The organism is Microbacterium sp. zg-Y625 (assembly GCF_030246925.1).
Taxonomy (GTDB): domain Bacteria; phylum Actinomycetota; class Actinomycetes; order Actinomycetales; family Microbacteriaceae; genus Microbacterium; species Microbacterium jiangjiandongii.
Genome location: NZ_CP126740.1, coordinates 55,175 through 70,577, shown reverse-complemented (window position 1 = coordinate 70,577; position 15,403 = coordinate 55,175). Strand labels below are relative to the sequence as shown.

Sequence of the window (15,403 nt, the reverse complement as noted above, 5' to 3'; positions counted from 1 at the left end):
CATCTTGTTTACCCGCACCTGGTTCCCTCCTCAGTCGATACCCATAGGGACGAGGTGTCGACCAGCGTGAGCGAGAGTCTAACCGAATTGGTCGGACCGCTCGGCGGATCGAACCCGGTCGATGACGTCACGGATCTCGGAGAGGTGGATGCGCATGGCGTAGTCCGCGGCCTCCGCGTCATGGGCGGTGAGGGCAGCCAGGATGCGGGCGTGGCCCGCGTGAGAGAGCTGACGCCCCTCGCCATCCAAGTGGGAGTAGACCCGGGCTTTGACCGTCCAGGAGGCGGTGAGTTCACCGAGGGTGGCAAGCAGCGGGTTCGCGGTGGCGTGGGCGATCGCGGTGTGGAAGCCGATATCCAAGCTGGCGGACTGCTCGGAGTCCGTTTCGCGGGCGGACCGATCCAACAGGTCACGCAGGGCGGTCAATTGCCGGTCGTCGATTCGGAGGGCGGCGAGCCGGGCGATCCGGGGTTCGATCTCGGCCCGGAACTCAGCTGAGTGCTGAAACTCCGCCGCCACGCCGTCAAGTCCTGAAGCGAGTGCTGACGCGAGGGGAATCGTGCGGCTGACGCGATTGGCGCTGCCCTGCTTGCGCTCCACGAGCCCGAGGCCATCGAGCCGGGTGAGCGCCTCCCTGAGTGCATTGCGCGAGACGCCGAGGCTGCGGGCAAGCGTCCGTTCCGGCGGCAGCGTCGCGCCCGGAGCGAGCGCGCCCGTGAGGATGAGACGCTCGAGATGGCCGACGATGTCGTCGGCTATGAGGGCATGGGTGCGTTGCAGCGGACCCATGATCGCGTCTGGGTTATCGGGCACGTTGTGGCGTCATCCCTTGCTGTTCGCGGACTGACGTGGGGGGACCCACGTTTCGGGAGTCTTTCACGAGAGCGCGGATGAGGCCCAGGGATGCGCCCAGAACGACCGAGGGTTTCTGGCCCGTTACGTGACCCGCGTCGTGTGTAAACAGTGCGTTACGGTCCTACCAATTCACCCAAAGTCGTGAGTTCTCGCTTTTACGTTGAGGTGACCGCCCGCCACCGTGAGTGGCGGCATCCCAGTGGAGGACTCGTGAAAAACACTCTGAAGAACCCAGCTCTGCAGATTGGGGTCGGTGCGATCCTTGGCATCGCCTTCGGCCTGGCGGTCGGAGAGTGGGCGGCGAACCTGAAGTTCGTCGGCGACCTGTTCATCCGGCTCATCCAGATGGCGATCGTGCCGCTCGTGATGTCGTCCGTGATCGTCGCCACGGGGGCGATGACCGGGTTGGGGATGGGCAAGATGGCCTTCCGCACGTTCAAGTGGATGATCGGGTTCTCCGTCGTCGCGGCGCTGCTCGCGTGGGGGATCAGCGCCGTCATCCGACCCGGCGCGGGGATCGACTTCTCCGGCGGCGTCGACCCCGCACTGCAGGAATCGGCAGGCGCAGCCACCGGGTGGCAGGACACCCTGCTCAACTTCGTCTCCACCAACATCTTCGCCGCCATGTCCACCGCGACGATGGTGCCGATCATCATCTTCTCGCTGCTGTTCGGTGTCGCGTTGAACGCGTACATCGCCAAGACCGGCAACCGCCTCGTGCTCGACCTCTTCGACCAGATTCAGCAGGTCGTGCTCACGATGATCCGCTTCGTGATGCTCATCGCTCCGATCGGCGTGTTCTGCTTGCTGGCGAACCTCGCTGGAACCGTCGGGTTCTCCGTCGTCACCAGTGCGCTCAAATACCTCGGCTCGACGCTCCTCGGCGTGCTGATCCTCTTCGCCCTGTTCGTACTCGTGGTGTGGATGCGCACCGGGCTGAACCCCGCGAAACTCCCCGCCAAGCTCAGCGACCAGACGATGATCGCCATCACGACCACCAGTTCCGCGGTCACGTTCCCGACCGTGCTGCGGACCGCGACCGAGAAGGTCGGCGTCAGCCAGCGGGTGGCGAACTTCACCCTCTCGGTCGGCCTCACGATGGGGTCCTACGGGGCCGTGCTCAACTACATGATCGTCGTCATGTTCCTCGCCCAGTCGGGCGCCGTCACCCTGGACCTCGGAACCATCGTCCTCGGCATGGCCCTGGCGATCCTGCTCAACGTGGGCACCATCACCGTCCCCGGCGGGTTCCCGGTCGTCGCGACGTTCCTCGCCACCTCACTCGGCCTGCCGTTCGAGGCCGTGGGCCTTCTGATCGCGGTCGACTGGTTCACCGGCATCTTCCGCACGTTCCTGAACGTCAACGGCGATACGTTCGTGGCCATGCTCGTCGCCAACGCCAGCAACGAGCTCGACCGTGACGTCTACGACGGCAAGAAGACAGGCACCACCGATTCCCTCGACCTCGGCAAGCACGAGGAGCATGGCAAGCCGAAGGAGCAGTCCGAGGCGGTCCACGCCGCCGTCTGACGCCCCACGCAGTCAGCACCGGGGCAATCGGCGAGACTCATCCCGTGGGCTCCGAGCAAGCGCTCATCGAGCGAGAGCTCGGAGCCCACGATGGTCTCACCCGGGCCGGCATCGCGAATACTCACTCGGCGACGCGAATACTCACTCGGCGACGCGAATACTCACTCGGGAGCGGGTCAGCCGAGGCCGGCCCGGTCGACGTCGGTGGCGGACGTCGCGTGCGCTGCGAACCGCCGTCAGTCGAACGTCGCGACCAGGCGGCCCTTCACCTCGCCGCGGTGCAGCCGTTCGAGGCCCTCGGCGATCTCGTCGAAGCGGATCGTCGTGGTCTCGGGCTTCAGCTGCCCCGTCTTCATGTACTCGTACACGCCGACGATGTCCTCCTTCGTACCGCCATTGGAACCCCGCAGGATGCACTGGTTGAGGATCAGCGACTTCGTGCTGATGGTGGATTCGAGCTTGCCCATGCCCACCACGACCACCGTGCCGTCGCGACGGATGGCGTCGACGGCCTGCGCCGTGGTCGTGCCGAATCCGGCGAAGTCGACGATGACGTCGAAGGTGACGTCCGGGAAATCGGTGATGGATGCCGCGACTCCCGCCGCGCCGATCTCCTCAGCCAGCGGCCAGACGGACTCGTTGACTTCGGCCACGTAGACCGTCGCGCCGGCGAGCACGGCGACGCGGGCGCCGATCTGGCCGAGCCCACCCAGCCCGATGATGCCGACCGTGTCGCCGGCCTTGACGCCGCCGTTGGTGATGACCGCGGCGTGCGAGGTCATGCCGGCATCCGTCGCCGCCGCCCCGTAGACGTCGTCGACGCCCTCGGGGATGGGGACGAGCGCCTCGGCGGCCACGGCCATCTTCTCCGCGAAGCCGCCGTCGTATCCGTAGCCGGGAGCGCCGACTGCGGTCGTCGGACACACCGCGACCCGGTCTCCCACCGCATAGTCGGTGACGCCCTCACCCACGGCCGCCACGACACCCGCGTTCTCGTGCCCCAGCGTGATGGGGAGCTTCGCGAGCATCGAGAGCCAGCCCTCGTCCTCGAGCACGCCGACGTCGGAGTGGCACAGGCCTGCCGCCGTCATCTTCAGCACCACCTCGCCGGGCCCCGGTTCGGGATCGGGCACCTCGTTCAGGACGAGCGGCTGGTGGGTTCCGGTGAACTGCCAGGCTTTCATGGCTGCTCCTTCGTGTTCGCTTCCCTTTCGGGCTGATTTCACGCTACGCCGCGCGCCTGTGAGAGGTGTCGCCGCGACCCCGGGCGAAAGCCGCGCGCGACTAGGATGGACCCGTCCGGCGCCCCGACGAATCCCTGGAGCTGAGCCGCGTGACCACCCCCTCTTCGACCTCTGTCGCCGATACCGTCGAAAACGCGGTCGCCACCCCCGACAGGGAGCAGCCGTACGCGGCTCTGGGCCTCAAGGCCGACGAGTACGCCAAGATCCGCGAGATCCTCGGCCGCCGCCCCACCTCGGGCGAGCTGGCGATGTACTCCGTCATGTGGAGCGAGCACTGCTCCTACAAGTCGAGCAAGATCTACCTGCGCCGCTTCGGCGAGAAGGTCTCCGACGAGATGAAGACCCGCCTCATGGTGGGGATGGGCCAGAACGCCGGCGTCGTCGACGTCGGCGAGGGCTGGGCGGTCACCTTCAAGGTCGAGTCGCACAACCACCCCAGCTACATCGAGCCCTTCCAGGGCGCGGCCACGGGCGTCGGCGGCATCGTCCGCGACATCATCTCGATGGGCGCCCGCCCCGTCGCCGTCATGGACCAGCTGCGCTTCGGCGCCATCGACAACCCCGACACCGCCCGCGTCGTGCACGGCGTGGTCTCGGGAATCTCGTTCTACGGCAACTGCCTGGGCCTTCCCAACATCGGCGGCGAGACGGTGTTCGACGCCGTCTACCAGGGGAACCCCCTCGTCAACGCCCTCGCGGTCGGGGTGCTCCGCCACGAGGACCTCAAGCTCGCCAACGCCACCGGCGCCGGCAACAAGGTCGTGCTCTTCGGCGCCCGCACCGGCGGCGACGGCATCGGCGGTGCGTCGATCCTGGCATCCGACACCTTCGCCGACGGCGGACCCACCAAGCGTCCCGCGGTGCAGGTGGGCGACCCGTTCGCCGAGAAGGTGCTCATCGAGTGCTGCCTGGAGCTCTACCGCGGCGAGCTGGTGGAGGCGATCCAGGACCTGGGCGCCGCCGGCATCTCCTGCGCCACCAGCGAGCTGGCCGCCAACGGCGGATCGGGCATGCGCGTCGACCTCGAGAACGTGCTGCTGCGCGACCCCTCGCTCACGCCGGAGGAGATCCTCATGAGCGAGAGCCAGGAGCGCATGATGGCGATCGTCGCTCCCGAGAAGCTCGACGCGTTCCTCGCGGTCACCGGCAAGTGGGACGTCGAGACCAGCGTGCTGGGCGAGGTCACCGGCGACGGCCGGCTGCAGATCTTCTGGCACGGCGAGGAGATCGTCAACGTCGATCCCTCGACCGTGGCCGTCGACGGCCCCGTGTACGAGCGCCCCGTCGCCTACCCGACCTGGATCGACGCCCTCCGCGAGGACTCCGCCTCGGCGCTGCCGCGCACCGACGACCCCGAGGCGCTGCGCGAGCAGTTCCTGCAGCTCGTCGCGAGCCCCAACCTCGCCGACACCTCGTGGGTCACCAACCAGTACGACTACTACGTGCTGGGCAACACCGCGCTGAGCTTCCCCGACGATGCCGGCATGATCCGCGTCGACGAAGAGTCGGGCCTGGGCTTCGCCATCGCCACCGACTGCAACAGCCGGTTCTGCCAGCTCGATCCCTACGAGGGCGCGAAGCTGGCCCTCGCCGAGGCCTACCGCAACGTCGCCGTGACCGGCGCGGTTCCCACCGCCGTGACGGACTGCCTGAACTTCGGCAGCCCCGAGAACCCCGAGGTCATGTGGCAGTTCTCGCAGACCGTCGACGGTCTGTCGGATGCCTGCCTCGAGCTCGGCGTCCCGGTCACCGGCGGCAACGTGTCGTTCTACAACCAGACCGGCGACACCCCGATCTTCCCGACTCCGGTCGTGGGAGTCCTCGGCATCATCGACGACGTGGCCCGCCGCATCCCGAGCGGCTGGCAGGATGCCGGCGAGAACATCTACCTACTCGGCGTCACCGCCACCGAGCTCAGCGGCTCGCAGTGGGCGGGCACCATCCACGGGCACCTGGGCGGTCGTCCGCCGAAGGTCGACCTCGCGGCCGAGAAGCGCCTGGCGGACCTGCTGCACGCGGCATCCCTGCAGTCGCTGGTCTCCAGCGCCCACGACGTCTCCGGCGGAGGCCTTGCCCAGACGCTCGCCGAGGGCGTCATGCGCTTCGGCGTCGGCGCCCGGGTGTGGCTGCGCGAGATCATGGAGCGCGACGGCGTGGATGCCGCGACGGCGCTGTTCTCGGAGTCGACCGGACGGGTCGTGGTGACCGTGCCCCGCGAAGACGACGTGAAGTTCCGCGGGCTGTGCGACGGCCGCGGCTACCCGGTCATGCGCATCGGCGTGACCGACGTCCCCGGCGACGGTGACGCCCCGGCGCTCGAGATCCAGGACGTGTTCACCGTGTCCGCAGCCGAGCTGCGCGAGCGGTCGCAGGCCACCCTTCCCGCCGCGTTCGGCGCGACGGTCGCCGAGCCCGCCTGACGAGGAGATGACATGAGCAGCGACGACGAGTACGGCAACTACGGCCAAGGACGCCAGCGGCGCATGAAGATCGTCGCCTGGGTCGTGATCGCCGCGCTGATCCTCGTCGGCGGCGGGTCGACCGTGATCGCGCTGCTGTTCGGCTGAACGCTCGAACGGCACCCGGAGCGGCGTCGGCGGGCCCCGGTTAGCATGGCAGGGTGGACGCCGTCCTCCTGGTTCTCGAGTCGTGGTGGTGGGTCGCTCCGGCAGCCGCCGGCGCGGGTGCCCTCGGCTACAGCGCCCTGACGACGAACCGGCGCCGCGCCCGCCGCCTGGAGCTCGACGCCGCCCGCCACGAAGAGCTCGCCTCCTACCGCGCGCTGCAGGCCGCCCGGGCGCAGCTGCGCGCAGCGCAGGCGGATGTGCTGAGCGAGAAGGCGCGGCGGGGCACTCCGTGGCTTCCCGGCCCCATGTCCGAGGCGAAGCGGGCGCTGCAGGAGGCGAAGTACGACGAGAAGCGGGCATCGCTGCAGTTGCGCGCCAGCCGCAGCCGCGTGAAGGCGATGCGCGCCCGCTACGCGACGGCGGGCCGCGACGCGCCGCTGCCGATCGAGCAGCTGACCGCCCGTCTCGACGCCGTCACCGCTCGGTGGCTGGAGTATGAGACGGATGCCGCGAAAGCGCTCGCGTTCCCACAGATGCTCGAGTCCCAGCATCCACTGACCCTGGCGTTCCTCAAGGCGCAGCGAGAGGCGCAGTGGCTGCGCCCGGCCACCCCACGTGAGAAGGTGACCCCGGAGCGGTTCGTGGCGTATCGCGATGCGGTGCATGCGGCCGAGACCGCGTTCGCTGCGGCTGAGCGCGACGCCCAGCGCGCGGCGCGGGGTGGGGTGCCGGGGATCCTGGGGGTTCCGGGGGTTCCGGGGGTTCCGGGGCTTCCGCCGCGAGGGCAGTGGCCGGTTCCGTCGCGGGATTCGAAGCCGCCCGCCGCGCAGTAGCGCGCTGTCACCGCCGGCGCCGCGGGCTAGCATGACAGAGTGGATGAGCTGGTCACCTTTCTCGGGAGCTACTGGTGGTTGGCGTTCCCGCTGGCCGGGGTGTTCGGCGGGGCATGGGAGGGGTGGCAGCGGGCGAGCAAGCGCCGGCACAAGCGGCGCCTCGAGATCATCCGCGCCAAGAGCGAGCTGAAGGCAGCGCAGGCGGCAGCCCGGGGACGTCCGGTGGCCACGGCATCCATTCCCACGGCGATCACCCGCCCATCGCCGCAGCCCAGCCAGCTCGAGCAGCTGTTCGCGCTGCACGACGGTGTGACGCAGCGCTGGCTCGACTACGAGCTCGATGTGGCGAAGCTGATCGCCTTCCCCGCCATGAGCGACGGGCGCCAGCCCCTGACGGCGGCCTTCCTGCGGGCGAAGAAGCACGCCGATCACCTGCGGCCGGAATCGGCGAATGCGAAGGTGTCGGCGGAGCAGCTCGACGAGTACCGCAGGGCCGTCACGGAGTTCGAGGTGGCGTTCGACCTGGCCGAGCGCGAAGCGCGGCGCATGCGGGATTCATCGTTCAGCGAGGTGGAGCGCAAGCGCCTGGCGACGGCGCAGCAGCTGCTGTCGGTCGCGGTGGATCAGGCGGCGACGCCCTCGGAACGGCAGCTGGCGTACAAGCGGGTGCGCGAGGAGCTCAACGGCCTGATCGCGCTGTCGGACGAGGCGATCGACGTGCTCGAGACGAAGGTGTCGCTGGAGATCACCTCCGGAACCCCCGAGTGAGTATTCGCGTCGCCGAGTGAGTATTCGCGTCGACGAGTGAGTATTCGGCAGGGCGAGTGAGTACTCGGTTCGCCGAGTGAGCGTGAACGCCGACGAGTGAGTACTCATGGAGACGCCCGCAGCCGAAGCCGCGGTCCCACGAGTACTCACTCGAAGCGACGAATACTCACTCGCGAGCGCGAATACTCACTCGCGAGCGCGCGGTCAGGAGGTCAGCGAAGTGACATACTCCTCGTTCGCGGCGATCCACTCGGCCACGATGTCCTCGTAGTCGTCGCTGTCGCTCTCGTTGAACATCGCGTTCTCGAGCGAGTACAGCGTCTCGCTGTCCATCTCGAAGGCGCTCAGCCACTCGAAGACCTCGGGGAAGTCCTCCTCGAACGTCGTCGAGGCGTACGAGTGGATGCCTTCGGCTTCGCCGAGCAGCCCCTTCGGGTCCTCGAGGTCCTTGATCGGGAACGCGTCATACGCCCAGTGCGGACGCCACAGCGTCACGAGGATGTTCTCACCGGCGCGCGTGGCCGTGTCGAGCTCGGTGAGCATCGCCGGGGTCGACGACGTCACGTGGTCGAAGGCCTCCAGGCCGTAGCCGGGGATGACGGCCTCGTCGGTGACGGTCGCAAGACCCGAGCCCGACTCGATGCCGTAGATCGTGCTGCCGAAGAGGTCGGCGTTGTCGGCGAGCTCCTCGATCGAGTCGATCGGCGCGTCCTCATTCACCGCGAAGGTGAGCTTGGCGTCTTCGTTCCACGCGCCGAGGTCGACCATGTCGTCGCCGTACTCCTCGATGTAGTCGGCGTGGGTGAGCGGCAGCCAGGTGTCCAGCGTGAGGTCGTAGTCGCCGCTGGCGATGCCGTTGTAGACGGCCGCCGGGTCGGCGTACTCGAGCTCGACGTCGTAGCCCTGCTCCTCGAGCACGGCCTTCCACAGCTCGGACGCGGCGATGCCCTCGTCCCAGCCGTTGAACACGGCGATGGTGATGGGGCGGTCTGCCGCGGCATCCCCCTCGGTGCCGGCACCCTCGTCGGACCCGCCGGCGCAGCCGGTGAGCGTCAGAGCTGCGGCGGACGTGAGCGCGAGCGCCCCCAGGAACGTGTTTCTCTTGGTCATCGTGACTTCCTCTCCCTTCGCGTGCTGTGCGCGAAGCGGTCGTTGTGGTCGGGCGCGGAATCTCCGCACCCCCCGCGAGTGATGAGCTCGCAAGTCTCAGGGCCTGAAGGCGTCAGGCGGATGCCGCGACCGGCTGCGGCTCGTCCGCCTCGGCGGCCCGCGTACCGGCTCGACCCGCGCCACGGCCGCGCGAGGCGGCGCGGCCGCCGCGACGGGACCCTCGGGCGGCGAGCGCGGAGGTCACCCGGTCGAGGATCATCGCGATGATCACCACCGACAGCCCGGCCTCGACGCCGAGCGCGATGTCGATCTTCTGCAGGCTCTGCACGACGTCGCCGCCGAGGCCGCGCGCGCCGACCATGCCGGCGATGACCACCATCGACAGGCTCAGCATGATCACCTGGTTGACGCCGGCCATGATGCTCGGCAGCGCCAGGGGCAGCTGGATCTGGCGCAGGATGCGACCGGGCGAGGCACCGAAGGCGTGGCCGGCTTCGACGACCTCGCGGTCGACGCCTCGGATGCCGAGCTCGGTCAGCCGCACGCCGGGGGCGAGGGCGAAGAGGATGGTCGCGACGATCCCGGGCACGACGCCGACGCGGAACAGCATGAGCGCGGGGATGAGGTACACGAACGCCGGCATGGTCTGCAGGAAGTCCAGCACGGGGCGGACGATCTTCGACACGGTGTCGCTGCGCGCCGCCCAGATGCCCAGCGGAATGCCGATCGCGAGCGCGATCACCGAGGCGACGATGACCAGCGCGAGCGACTGCATCGCGTTCTGCCATTGGCCGACACCCACGATGACGAGGAGCCCGACCACGGTGCCGACGGCGAGCCACACGCCCTTGGCCCACAGCGCCAGCGCGGCGAGCACGACGATGACGGCCCAGAACGGCGGTGCCTGCAGCACCCACTCGAGCGCGTCGTAGATCGCCAGGAACAGCGAGCGGAGTCCGTCGAACAGCCACCCGAAGGTGTCGATCAGCCAGCGGACGAAGGTCTCGGCGATGTCGCCGATCGGAAGACGCACGTCGTTCACGCCACTCCCCCCTTCGACGAGGCCGCCAGGTCGGCGGCATCGGCCTCGGCCGCGCCGAGCTCCGCCAGCGAGGCGGCGAGGTCGGCCGGCCGCACCGATGGCGCCGGCTCGATGATGGGCAGGGCCTGCGTCGTCGCGGGGACGTTCCCGAGCGCCGCGAGCAGGGTCACCCGCGGGATCAGGCCGACGAGGCGACCGGCGGCATCCACCACGGGCACGGGGACCGTCGTCTCGACGGCGCGCTCGACGACGTCGGTCAGCGGATCCTCGGGCGACACCGTCGGGACGGATACGTCGATGACGGCGCGCAGGTCGGTCTCGCCCGCCTTGATCGCCCGGATCACCTGGCGGTCGCTCACCACGCCCAGCAGCCTGCGGTTCTCGGTGACGAACACCGAGCCGGCCTGCAGCTCGCGCAGCGACCGGAGCGCGCCGCGCAGCCCCGCGCTGACGGGGGTCGTGGCGTGGGCGGGCTCCATGACGGCGGATGCCGTGAGCACCCGGGCCCGGTCGACGTCCTGCACGAACTGCGCGACGTAGTCGTTCGCCGGGTCGGTGAGGATCTCTTCGGGCGTGCCGTTCTGCACGATGCGCCCGTCGCGCATGACGGCGATGCGGTCGCCGAGGAACATCGCCTCGTTGAGGTCGTGGGTGATGAAGACGATCGTGCGGCCGAGTTCCCGCTGCAGCTCCACCAGCTGTTCCTGCATCTCGCGGCGGATGAGCGGATCGAGCGCCGAGAACGCCTCGTCCATGAGCAGGATGTCGGTGCCGGCCGTCAGCGCGCGGGCAAGCCCCACCCGCTGACGCATGCCACCGGAGAGCTCATCGGGCATCGCCTCGGCGCGGTCGCCCAGGCCCACCTTCTCGAGGATCTCCATCGCGCGGCGGCGGCGTTCGGCCTTGCCGACGCCCTGGATCTCGAGCGCATACGCGGCGTTGTCGAGCACCGTGCGGTGCGGCAGCAGCGCGAAATGCTGGAACACCATCGAGATCGACTCGCGACGGATGCCGCGCAGTTCCGCGGCCGAGGCCCCCGTGACGCTGCGACCCTGCACGAGCACCTCGCCCATCGTGGGCTGCAGCAGTCCGTTGAGCATGCGGATGATCGTGGACTTGCCCGACCCGGACAGGCCCATGATCACGAAGATCTCGCCCGGCTGAACGGTGAAGCTCGCGTCGATGACGGCGGCGGTTCCGGCGTCGGCCACGTCGGCCCGGCTCTGCCCGGCGCGCAGCCGCTTGACGGCATCCTTGGGGTTGCGTCCGAAGACCTTGAACAGATTCTTCGCTTCGACAGCGGGTGCAGAAGTCACGTGCTTCACCTCGGCAGCCGTGGCGTCAGGCCGCATCGGTTACGCCCGGGTGGGCGGTCATCGGCGCTGCGCACAGGCGTCGGAGATCGACGCGGCACGGCACCTCGGCGTCAGACATCGGGTCCGCCGCCCAGACCGCCGACCATACGCTCGCTCGCGCCATGCGGCCTCGGGTAGGCCGGGCGAGCGACCGCGGACTGGTCGTCGGGGCCTCACGGCCCGCGTTCAACCGTACCCAGCGGCGGCCGGATCCCGCAAAACACGCTCTCTTGACAACGACGGCCTCCGCGTTGCATGGTTAGTTGGTCAAGTAATGAACCAGCGGACGGAGCACCGTGATCGAAGACGGCCGGGCCATCTTCCTGCAGATCGCCGAGAGCATCGAGGACGCCATCGTCGACGGCAGCCTGGCGGAGGAGACGCAGGCGCCCTCCACCAACGAGCTCGCGGCCTTCCACCGCATCAACCCCGCCACGGCGGCCAAAGGAGTGAACATGCTCGTGGACAAGGGCGTGCTGTACAAGCGACGCGGCATCGGCATGTTCGTCGCCCCGGGGGCGCGCGAGCAGCTGCGCGGCGAGCGTCGCGCCGCCTTCGCGGACCGCTTCATCGACCCACTGCTGACCGAAGCCCGCGCCCTGGGCCTCGGCGCCGACGACCTCACCGCGCTCATCCAGCGCCGGTACACCACCACAGGAGAAGGGACGGCACGATGACCTCCGTCATCGAGGTGCAGAACCTCACCAAGCGCTACCGCGAGACCGTCGCGGTCGACGACGTGAGCTTTGAGATCCAGAAGGACACCATCTACGGGCTCCTCGGCCGCAACGGTGCGGGGAAGACGACGATCATGTCGATCCTCACCGCGCAGAACTTCGCCACGTCCGGCGACGTGCGCATCTTCGGCGAGGATCCGTACGAGAACGCGGGCGTCCTGCAGCGGATGTGCTTCGTCCGTGAGAGCCAGAAGTACCCCGACGACGCGCTGCCCAAGCACGCGTTCGACACCGCCCGGCTGTTCTTCCCGAATTGGGACCAGGACTTCGCCGAGCGCCTCATCGAGGACTTCCAGCTGCCGGTCAAGACCCGGATCAAGAAGCTCTCCCGTGGTCAGCTCTCCGCCGTGGGCGTCATCATCGGGCTCGCCGCGCGTGCGGAGATCACGTTCTTCGACGAGCCCTACCTGGGCCTGGATGCCGTCGCGCGCCAGATCTTCTACGACCGGCTGCTCGAGGACTACGCCGCGCATCCCCGCACGGTGATCCTCTCCAGCCATCTGATCGACGAGGTGTCCAACCTCCTCGAGCGGGTGCTGGTGATCGACCGAGGCCGCATCGTCATGGACGAGGACACCGACGTGGCGCGCAGTCGCGCAGCCAACATCGTCGGCGACAGCGCCGCTGTCGAGGCGTTCGTCGCGGGCCGCGAGGTGATCCATCGCGAGACCCTCGGGCGCGTGTCGAGTGTGACCGTGCTCGGCACCCTCACGGCATCCGAGCGGGCGCAACTGGCAGCAGCAGGCCTGGACGTGGGTCCGGTGTCGCTGCAGCAGCTGATCGTCCGCATCACCCAGCACGCCGCGGGCACCGCGTCGGCGATCGACGAAGGAGCACTGCGATGAGCCGCACCGTCAATGTCGTCCGCATGCAGCTGGCGAACCGGGCGACGTACATCTGGGTCCCGCTCATCGTGCTGGCGGGCACGCTGGTGATCACGCTGGCGATCTACGGGATCCTGGACTACGCCGGGGTGGTGGGCCCGAAGTACGGCGGTGGTGCGCAGGCGCCGCTGTGGTACTTCGCAGTGGTCGGCATCCAGGCGCTCACCCTCACGTTCCCCTTCTCACAGGCGATGAGCGTGACGCGGCGGGAGTTCTACGCCGGGACCGTGCTCACCGCGGTGCTCACCTCTGCCCTGCTGGGTCTGGTGTTCGTGATCGGTGGGCTGCTCGAGCAGGCCACCGACGGATGGGGCATGAACGGCTACTTCTTCTACCTGCCGTGGGTGTGGGAAGCGGGACCGGTCGCCGCCGGGTTCGTGTTCTTCGTGCTGGCGCTGCTGTTCTTCGTCTGCGGATTCTGGGGCGCGACGATCTACAAGCGGTTCGGCAACCTGTGGCTCACCGTGGTCCTGGTCGGACTCGCGCTCGCCCTGGTGGCCCTCGCCTGGTTCATCACGCAGACACAGTCCTGGGGTGCGTTCGCCGAATGGTTCGTCGCACAGGGGGCACTGGGCCTGGCCCTGTGGGGCGTCGGCCTCATCGCGGTGCTGGCCGTGATCTCCTGGCGGACGCTTCGCCGCGCAGTTCCCTGATCCGCCGCGTCGCGGACGCCCCGGGCTTCGGCTCGGGGCGTTCGCGCGTTGTGTCAGCGCCCGTCGGCGGCGGCGGTGTGGTGGCGGATCACCTCGGCCACCACGAACGTGAACCACTTCTGAGCGAACTCGGGGTCGAGGTCGGCCTCTTCGGCCAACCGCCGCAGGCGCGCGATCTGCTGCTCCTCGCGGGAGGGGTCCGATGCCGGCATCCCGTGCTCGGCCTTGAGGATGCCGACCTGCTTGGTGCAGCGGAAGCGCTCAGCGAGCATGAAGATGAGCGCGGCGTCGATGTTGTCGATGCTGCTGCGCAGCCGAGCCAGTGTCGTCGTCGGGTCTTCGTCGGTCATGGCATCCTCCTGCTTCCGACCCTACCGGCGCGAGGCGACCGGGCCCCTGTCCCCCGCGCCGGGCACCGACCTAGAGTGTGCCCATGACCGACCCCACCGCACGCCCGCTCGCCGCCGATGCGGCGGCCGGCACCGACTCGGGCACCGCCCCCGGCACCGCTGCGACGGCCGCGGCGCCGCCCGGAGGGTCGACCGCGACGGCGCGCGTCTTCGCCGGCTTGTCGAACCCGTTCGCGCTGGGCTTCCTGCTGACCCTCGGGGGCCTCGCGGCCTTCGTGCTGGGGCTGGCCATCTCGAACCTGTCGACGGTGCTCATCTACGTCGCGTTCGCGCTCTTCGCCGCCCTGGGACTGGACCCGGTCGTCCGCTGGCTGGAGCGGCACGGCATCCCCCGCCCCGGGGGGATCGCGATGGTCTTCGCGGGTTTCGCCGTCGCGATCGCGGGCATTCTGTGGCTCATCATCCCGACGGTCGCCGGGCAGGTCGCGCAGTTCTCCAAGGATCTGCCATCGCTCGTGTCGGACTTCCAGAAGTCGAACGTCTACTCCTGGCTGGAGACCAACTTCAGCGACCAGGTCGGCACCCTCCTCACCGACGCGCAGAACTTCATCACGAACCCGAGCAACATCGCCAGCATCGGCGGTGGCGTGCTGCAGGTGGGTGTCGGCATCGCCAGCGCGATCTCGGGCGTGGTGATCGTGCTCGTCCTGACCCTGTACTTCCTCGCATCGCTGGCGGCGATGAAGAACGCCTTCGTGCGCCTCACGCCCGCGCGCAGCCGGTCGAAAGTGGCGTCGCTGACGACCGAGATCACGGACTCGATCGGCGGCTACCTCATGGGCATGGTGGTGCTGGCGTTCTTCAATTCGATGGTGGCGCTCATCCTCCATCTGGTGCTGGGGCTGCCGTTCCCCGCACTGCTGGCCGTCATCGCGTTCTGCCTGACGCTGATACCGCTCGTGGGAACCGTCGCGTACTGGGTGCTGGCGACGGTGATCGCGCTGTTCTCCAGCCCGCTGGCTGCTCTGGTCTTCGGCATCGCGTATCTCGTCTACATGCAGATCGAGGCATACATCCTTACGCCGCGGGTGATGAACCGCGCGATCTCGGTGCCCGGGGCTCTCGTGGTGATCGGGGCTCTCGTCGGCGGCACGCTGCTCGGGCTGCTCGGGGCGCTGATCGCCATTCCCGTGACGGCGTCGATTCTGCTCATCATCAAGCAGGTATGGATCCCTCGGCAGGACGCCAAGGTCTGACTCCGCCGCGGCGCCGCGGCCGGGCCGGCGTCGGGACCGAGCATCCCCGGATTCGGCATGTGAGTTCCCGCTCACGCACCCGCAGACGGTGTCTACGCGGCCGCGCACAGCCCCATGACTGTCGACCGACCATCCGTTGATTCCGCATGTGACTTCCCGCTCACACACCCCGGCCGTACCCCAGAGGGCTGTGTGAACCGGAACTCACATGCGAAAACG

General features: G+C 68.8%; 15 protein-coding genes. 9 read left to right on the top strand and 6 right to left on the bottom strand.

Features of this window, described 5'->3' with window-relative positions; genetic code table 11:
- Positions 1-78: 78 nt before the first annotated feature.
- Positions 79-813 (bottom strand): FadR/GntR family transcriptional regulator, encoded by a 735-nt coding sequence (locus tag QNO14_RS00340; protein ID WP_285184335.1) that lies wholly within the window; start codon positions 811-813, stop codon positions 79-81.
- A 252-nt stretch (positions 814-1,065) separates the two neighbouring features.
- Here QNO14_RS00340 and QNO14_RS00335 point away from each other — a divergent pair, with 252 nt between their 5' ends.
- Positions 1,066-2,385, top strand: a complete 1,320-nt coding sequence (locus QNO14_RS00335; RefSeq protein WP_257506980.1) for a dicarboxylate/amino acid:cation symporter — start codon at positions 1,066-1,068, stop codon at positions 2,383-2,385.
- A gap of 236 nt (positions 2,386-2,621) precedes the next feature.
- On the opposite strand, the gene QNO14_RS00330 is transcribed toward QNO14_RS00335, so the two are convergent.
- Positions 2,622-3,569 (bottom strand): zinc-binding dehydrogenase, encoded by a 948-nt coding sequence (locus QNO14_RS00330; RefSeq protein WP_257506981.1) that lies wholly within the window; start codon positions 3,567-3,569, stop codon positions 2,622-2,624.
- A gap of 149 nt (positions 3,570-3,718) precedes the next feature.
- On the opposite strand from QNO14_RS00330, the gene purL reads away from it, so the two are divergent.
- Genes purL through QNO14_RS00310 form a run of 4 tightly spaced genes read left to right on the top strand, consistent with a single transcriptional unit; the run spans position 3,719 to position 7,797 of the window.
- Entirely contained in the window at positions 3,719-6,049 is a 2,331-nt protein-coding gene (gene purL / locus QNO14_RS00325) for a phosphoribosylformylglycinamidine synthase subunit PurL (RefSeq protein ID WP_257506982.1), read from the top strand.
- A 12-nt stretch (positions 6,050-6,061) separates the two neighbouring features.
- Positions 6,062-6,196 (top strand): hypothetical protein, encoded by a 135-nt coding sequence (locus QNO14_RS00320; RefSeq protein ID WP_257495269.1) that lies wholly within the window; start codon positions 6,062-6,064, stop codon positions 6,194-6,196.
- Positions 6,197-6,249: 53 nt separating this feature from the next.
- Positions 6,250-7,029, top strand: a complete 780-nt coding sequence (locus tag QNO14_RS00315; protein WP_257506983.1) for a hypothetical protein — start codon at positions 6,250-6,252, stop codon at positions 7,027-7,029.
- A gap of 39 nt (positions 7,030-7,068) precedes the next feature.
- Positions 7,069-7,797 (top strand): hypothetical protein, encoded by a 729-nt coding sequence (locus tag QNO14_RS00310; protein ID WP_257506984.1) that lies wholly within the window; start codon positions 7,069-7,071, stop codon positions 7,795-7,797.
- A 204-nt stretch (positions 7,798-8,001) separates the two neighbouring features.
- Here QNO14_RS00310 and QNO14_RS00305 read toward each other — a convergent pair whose 3' ends face one another.
- From QNO14_RS00305 to QNO14_RS00295, 3 genes are all read right to left on the bottom strand, one after another.
- On the bottom strand, positions 8,002-8,907 hold the full coding sequence (locus QNO14_RS00305) for a glycine betaine ABC transporter substrate-binding protein (RefSeq protein ID WP_257506985.1): 906 nt from the start codon (positions 8,905-8,907) through the stop codon (positions 8,002-8,004).
- A gap of 112 nt (positions 8,908-9,019) precedes the next feature.
- Positions 9,020-9,949 (bottom strand): ABC transporter permease, encoded by a 930-nt coding sequence (locus QNO14_RS00300; protein WP_257506986.1) that lies wholly within the window; start codon positions 9,947-9,949, stop codon positions 9,020-9,022.
- Entirely contained in the window at positions 9,946-11,301 is a 1,356-nt protein-coding gene (locus tag QNO14_RS00295) for a quaternary amine ABC transporter ATP-binding protein (RefSeq protein WP_306815116.1), read from the bottom strand. Before QNO14_RS00295 ends, QNO14_RS00300 begins: the two co-directional genes overlap by 4 nt.
- A 299-nt stretch (positions 11,302-11,600) precedes the next feature.
- Between QNO14_RS00295 and QNO14_RS00290 the strand changes: the two genes are divergently transcribed.
- The 3 genes from QNO14_RS00290 to QNO14_RS00280 are packed head-to-tail and all read left to right on the top strand — an operon-like array spanning position 11,601 to position 13,578.
- On the top strand, positions 11,601-11,981 hold the full coding sequence (locus QNO14_RS00290) for a GntR family transcriptional regulator (RefSeq protein WP_257495263.1): 381 nt from the start codon (positions 11,601-11,603) through the stop codon (positions 11,979-11,981).
- Positions 11,978-12,886, top strand: a complete 909-nt coding sequence (locus QNO14_RS00285; protein WP_257506988.1) for an ABC transporter ATP-binding protein — start codon at positions 11,978-11,980, stop codon at positions 12,884-12,886. Before QNO14_RS00290 ends, QNO14_RS00285 begins: the two co-directional genes overlap by 4 nt.
- Complete coding sequence (locus tag QNO14_RS00280; protein ID WP_257506989.1) at positions 12,883-13,578, top strand: hypothetical protein; 696 nt, start codon at positions 12,883-12,885, stop codon at positions 13,576-13,578. Before QNO14_RS00285 ends, QNO14_RS00280 begins: the two co-directional genes overlap by 4 nt.
- A gap of 53 nt (positions 13,579-13,631) precedes the next feature.
- On the opposite strand, the gene QNO14_RS00275 is transcribed toward QNO14_RS00280, so the two are convergent.
- The gene (locus tag QNO14_RS00275) at positions 13,632-13,928 is read right to left on the bottom strand and encodes a chorismate mutase (protein ID WP_257506990.1); all 297 of its coding nucleotides are present in this window, start codon (positions 13,926-13,928) and stop codon (positions 13,632-13,634) included.
- A gap of 83 nt (positions 13,929-14,011) precedes the next feature.
- Between QNO14_RS00275 and QNO14_RS00270 the strand changes: the two genes are divergently transcribed.
- Complete coding sequence (locus QNO14_RS00270) at positions 14,012-15,184, top strand: AI-2E family transporter (RefSeq protein ID WP_257506991.1); 1,173 nt, start codon at positions 14,012-14,014, stop codon at positions 15,182-15,184.
- Positions 15,185-15,403: the final 219 nt, after the last annotated feature.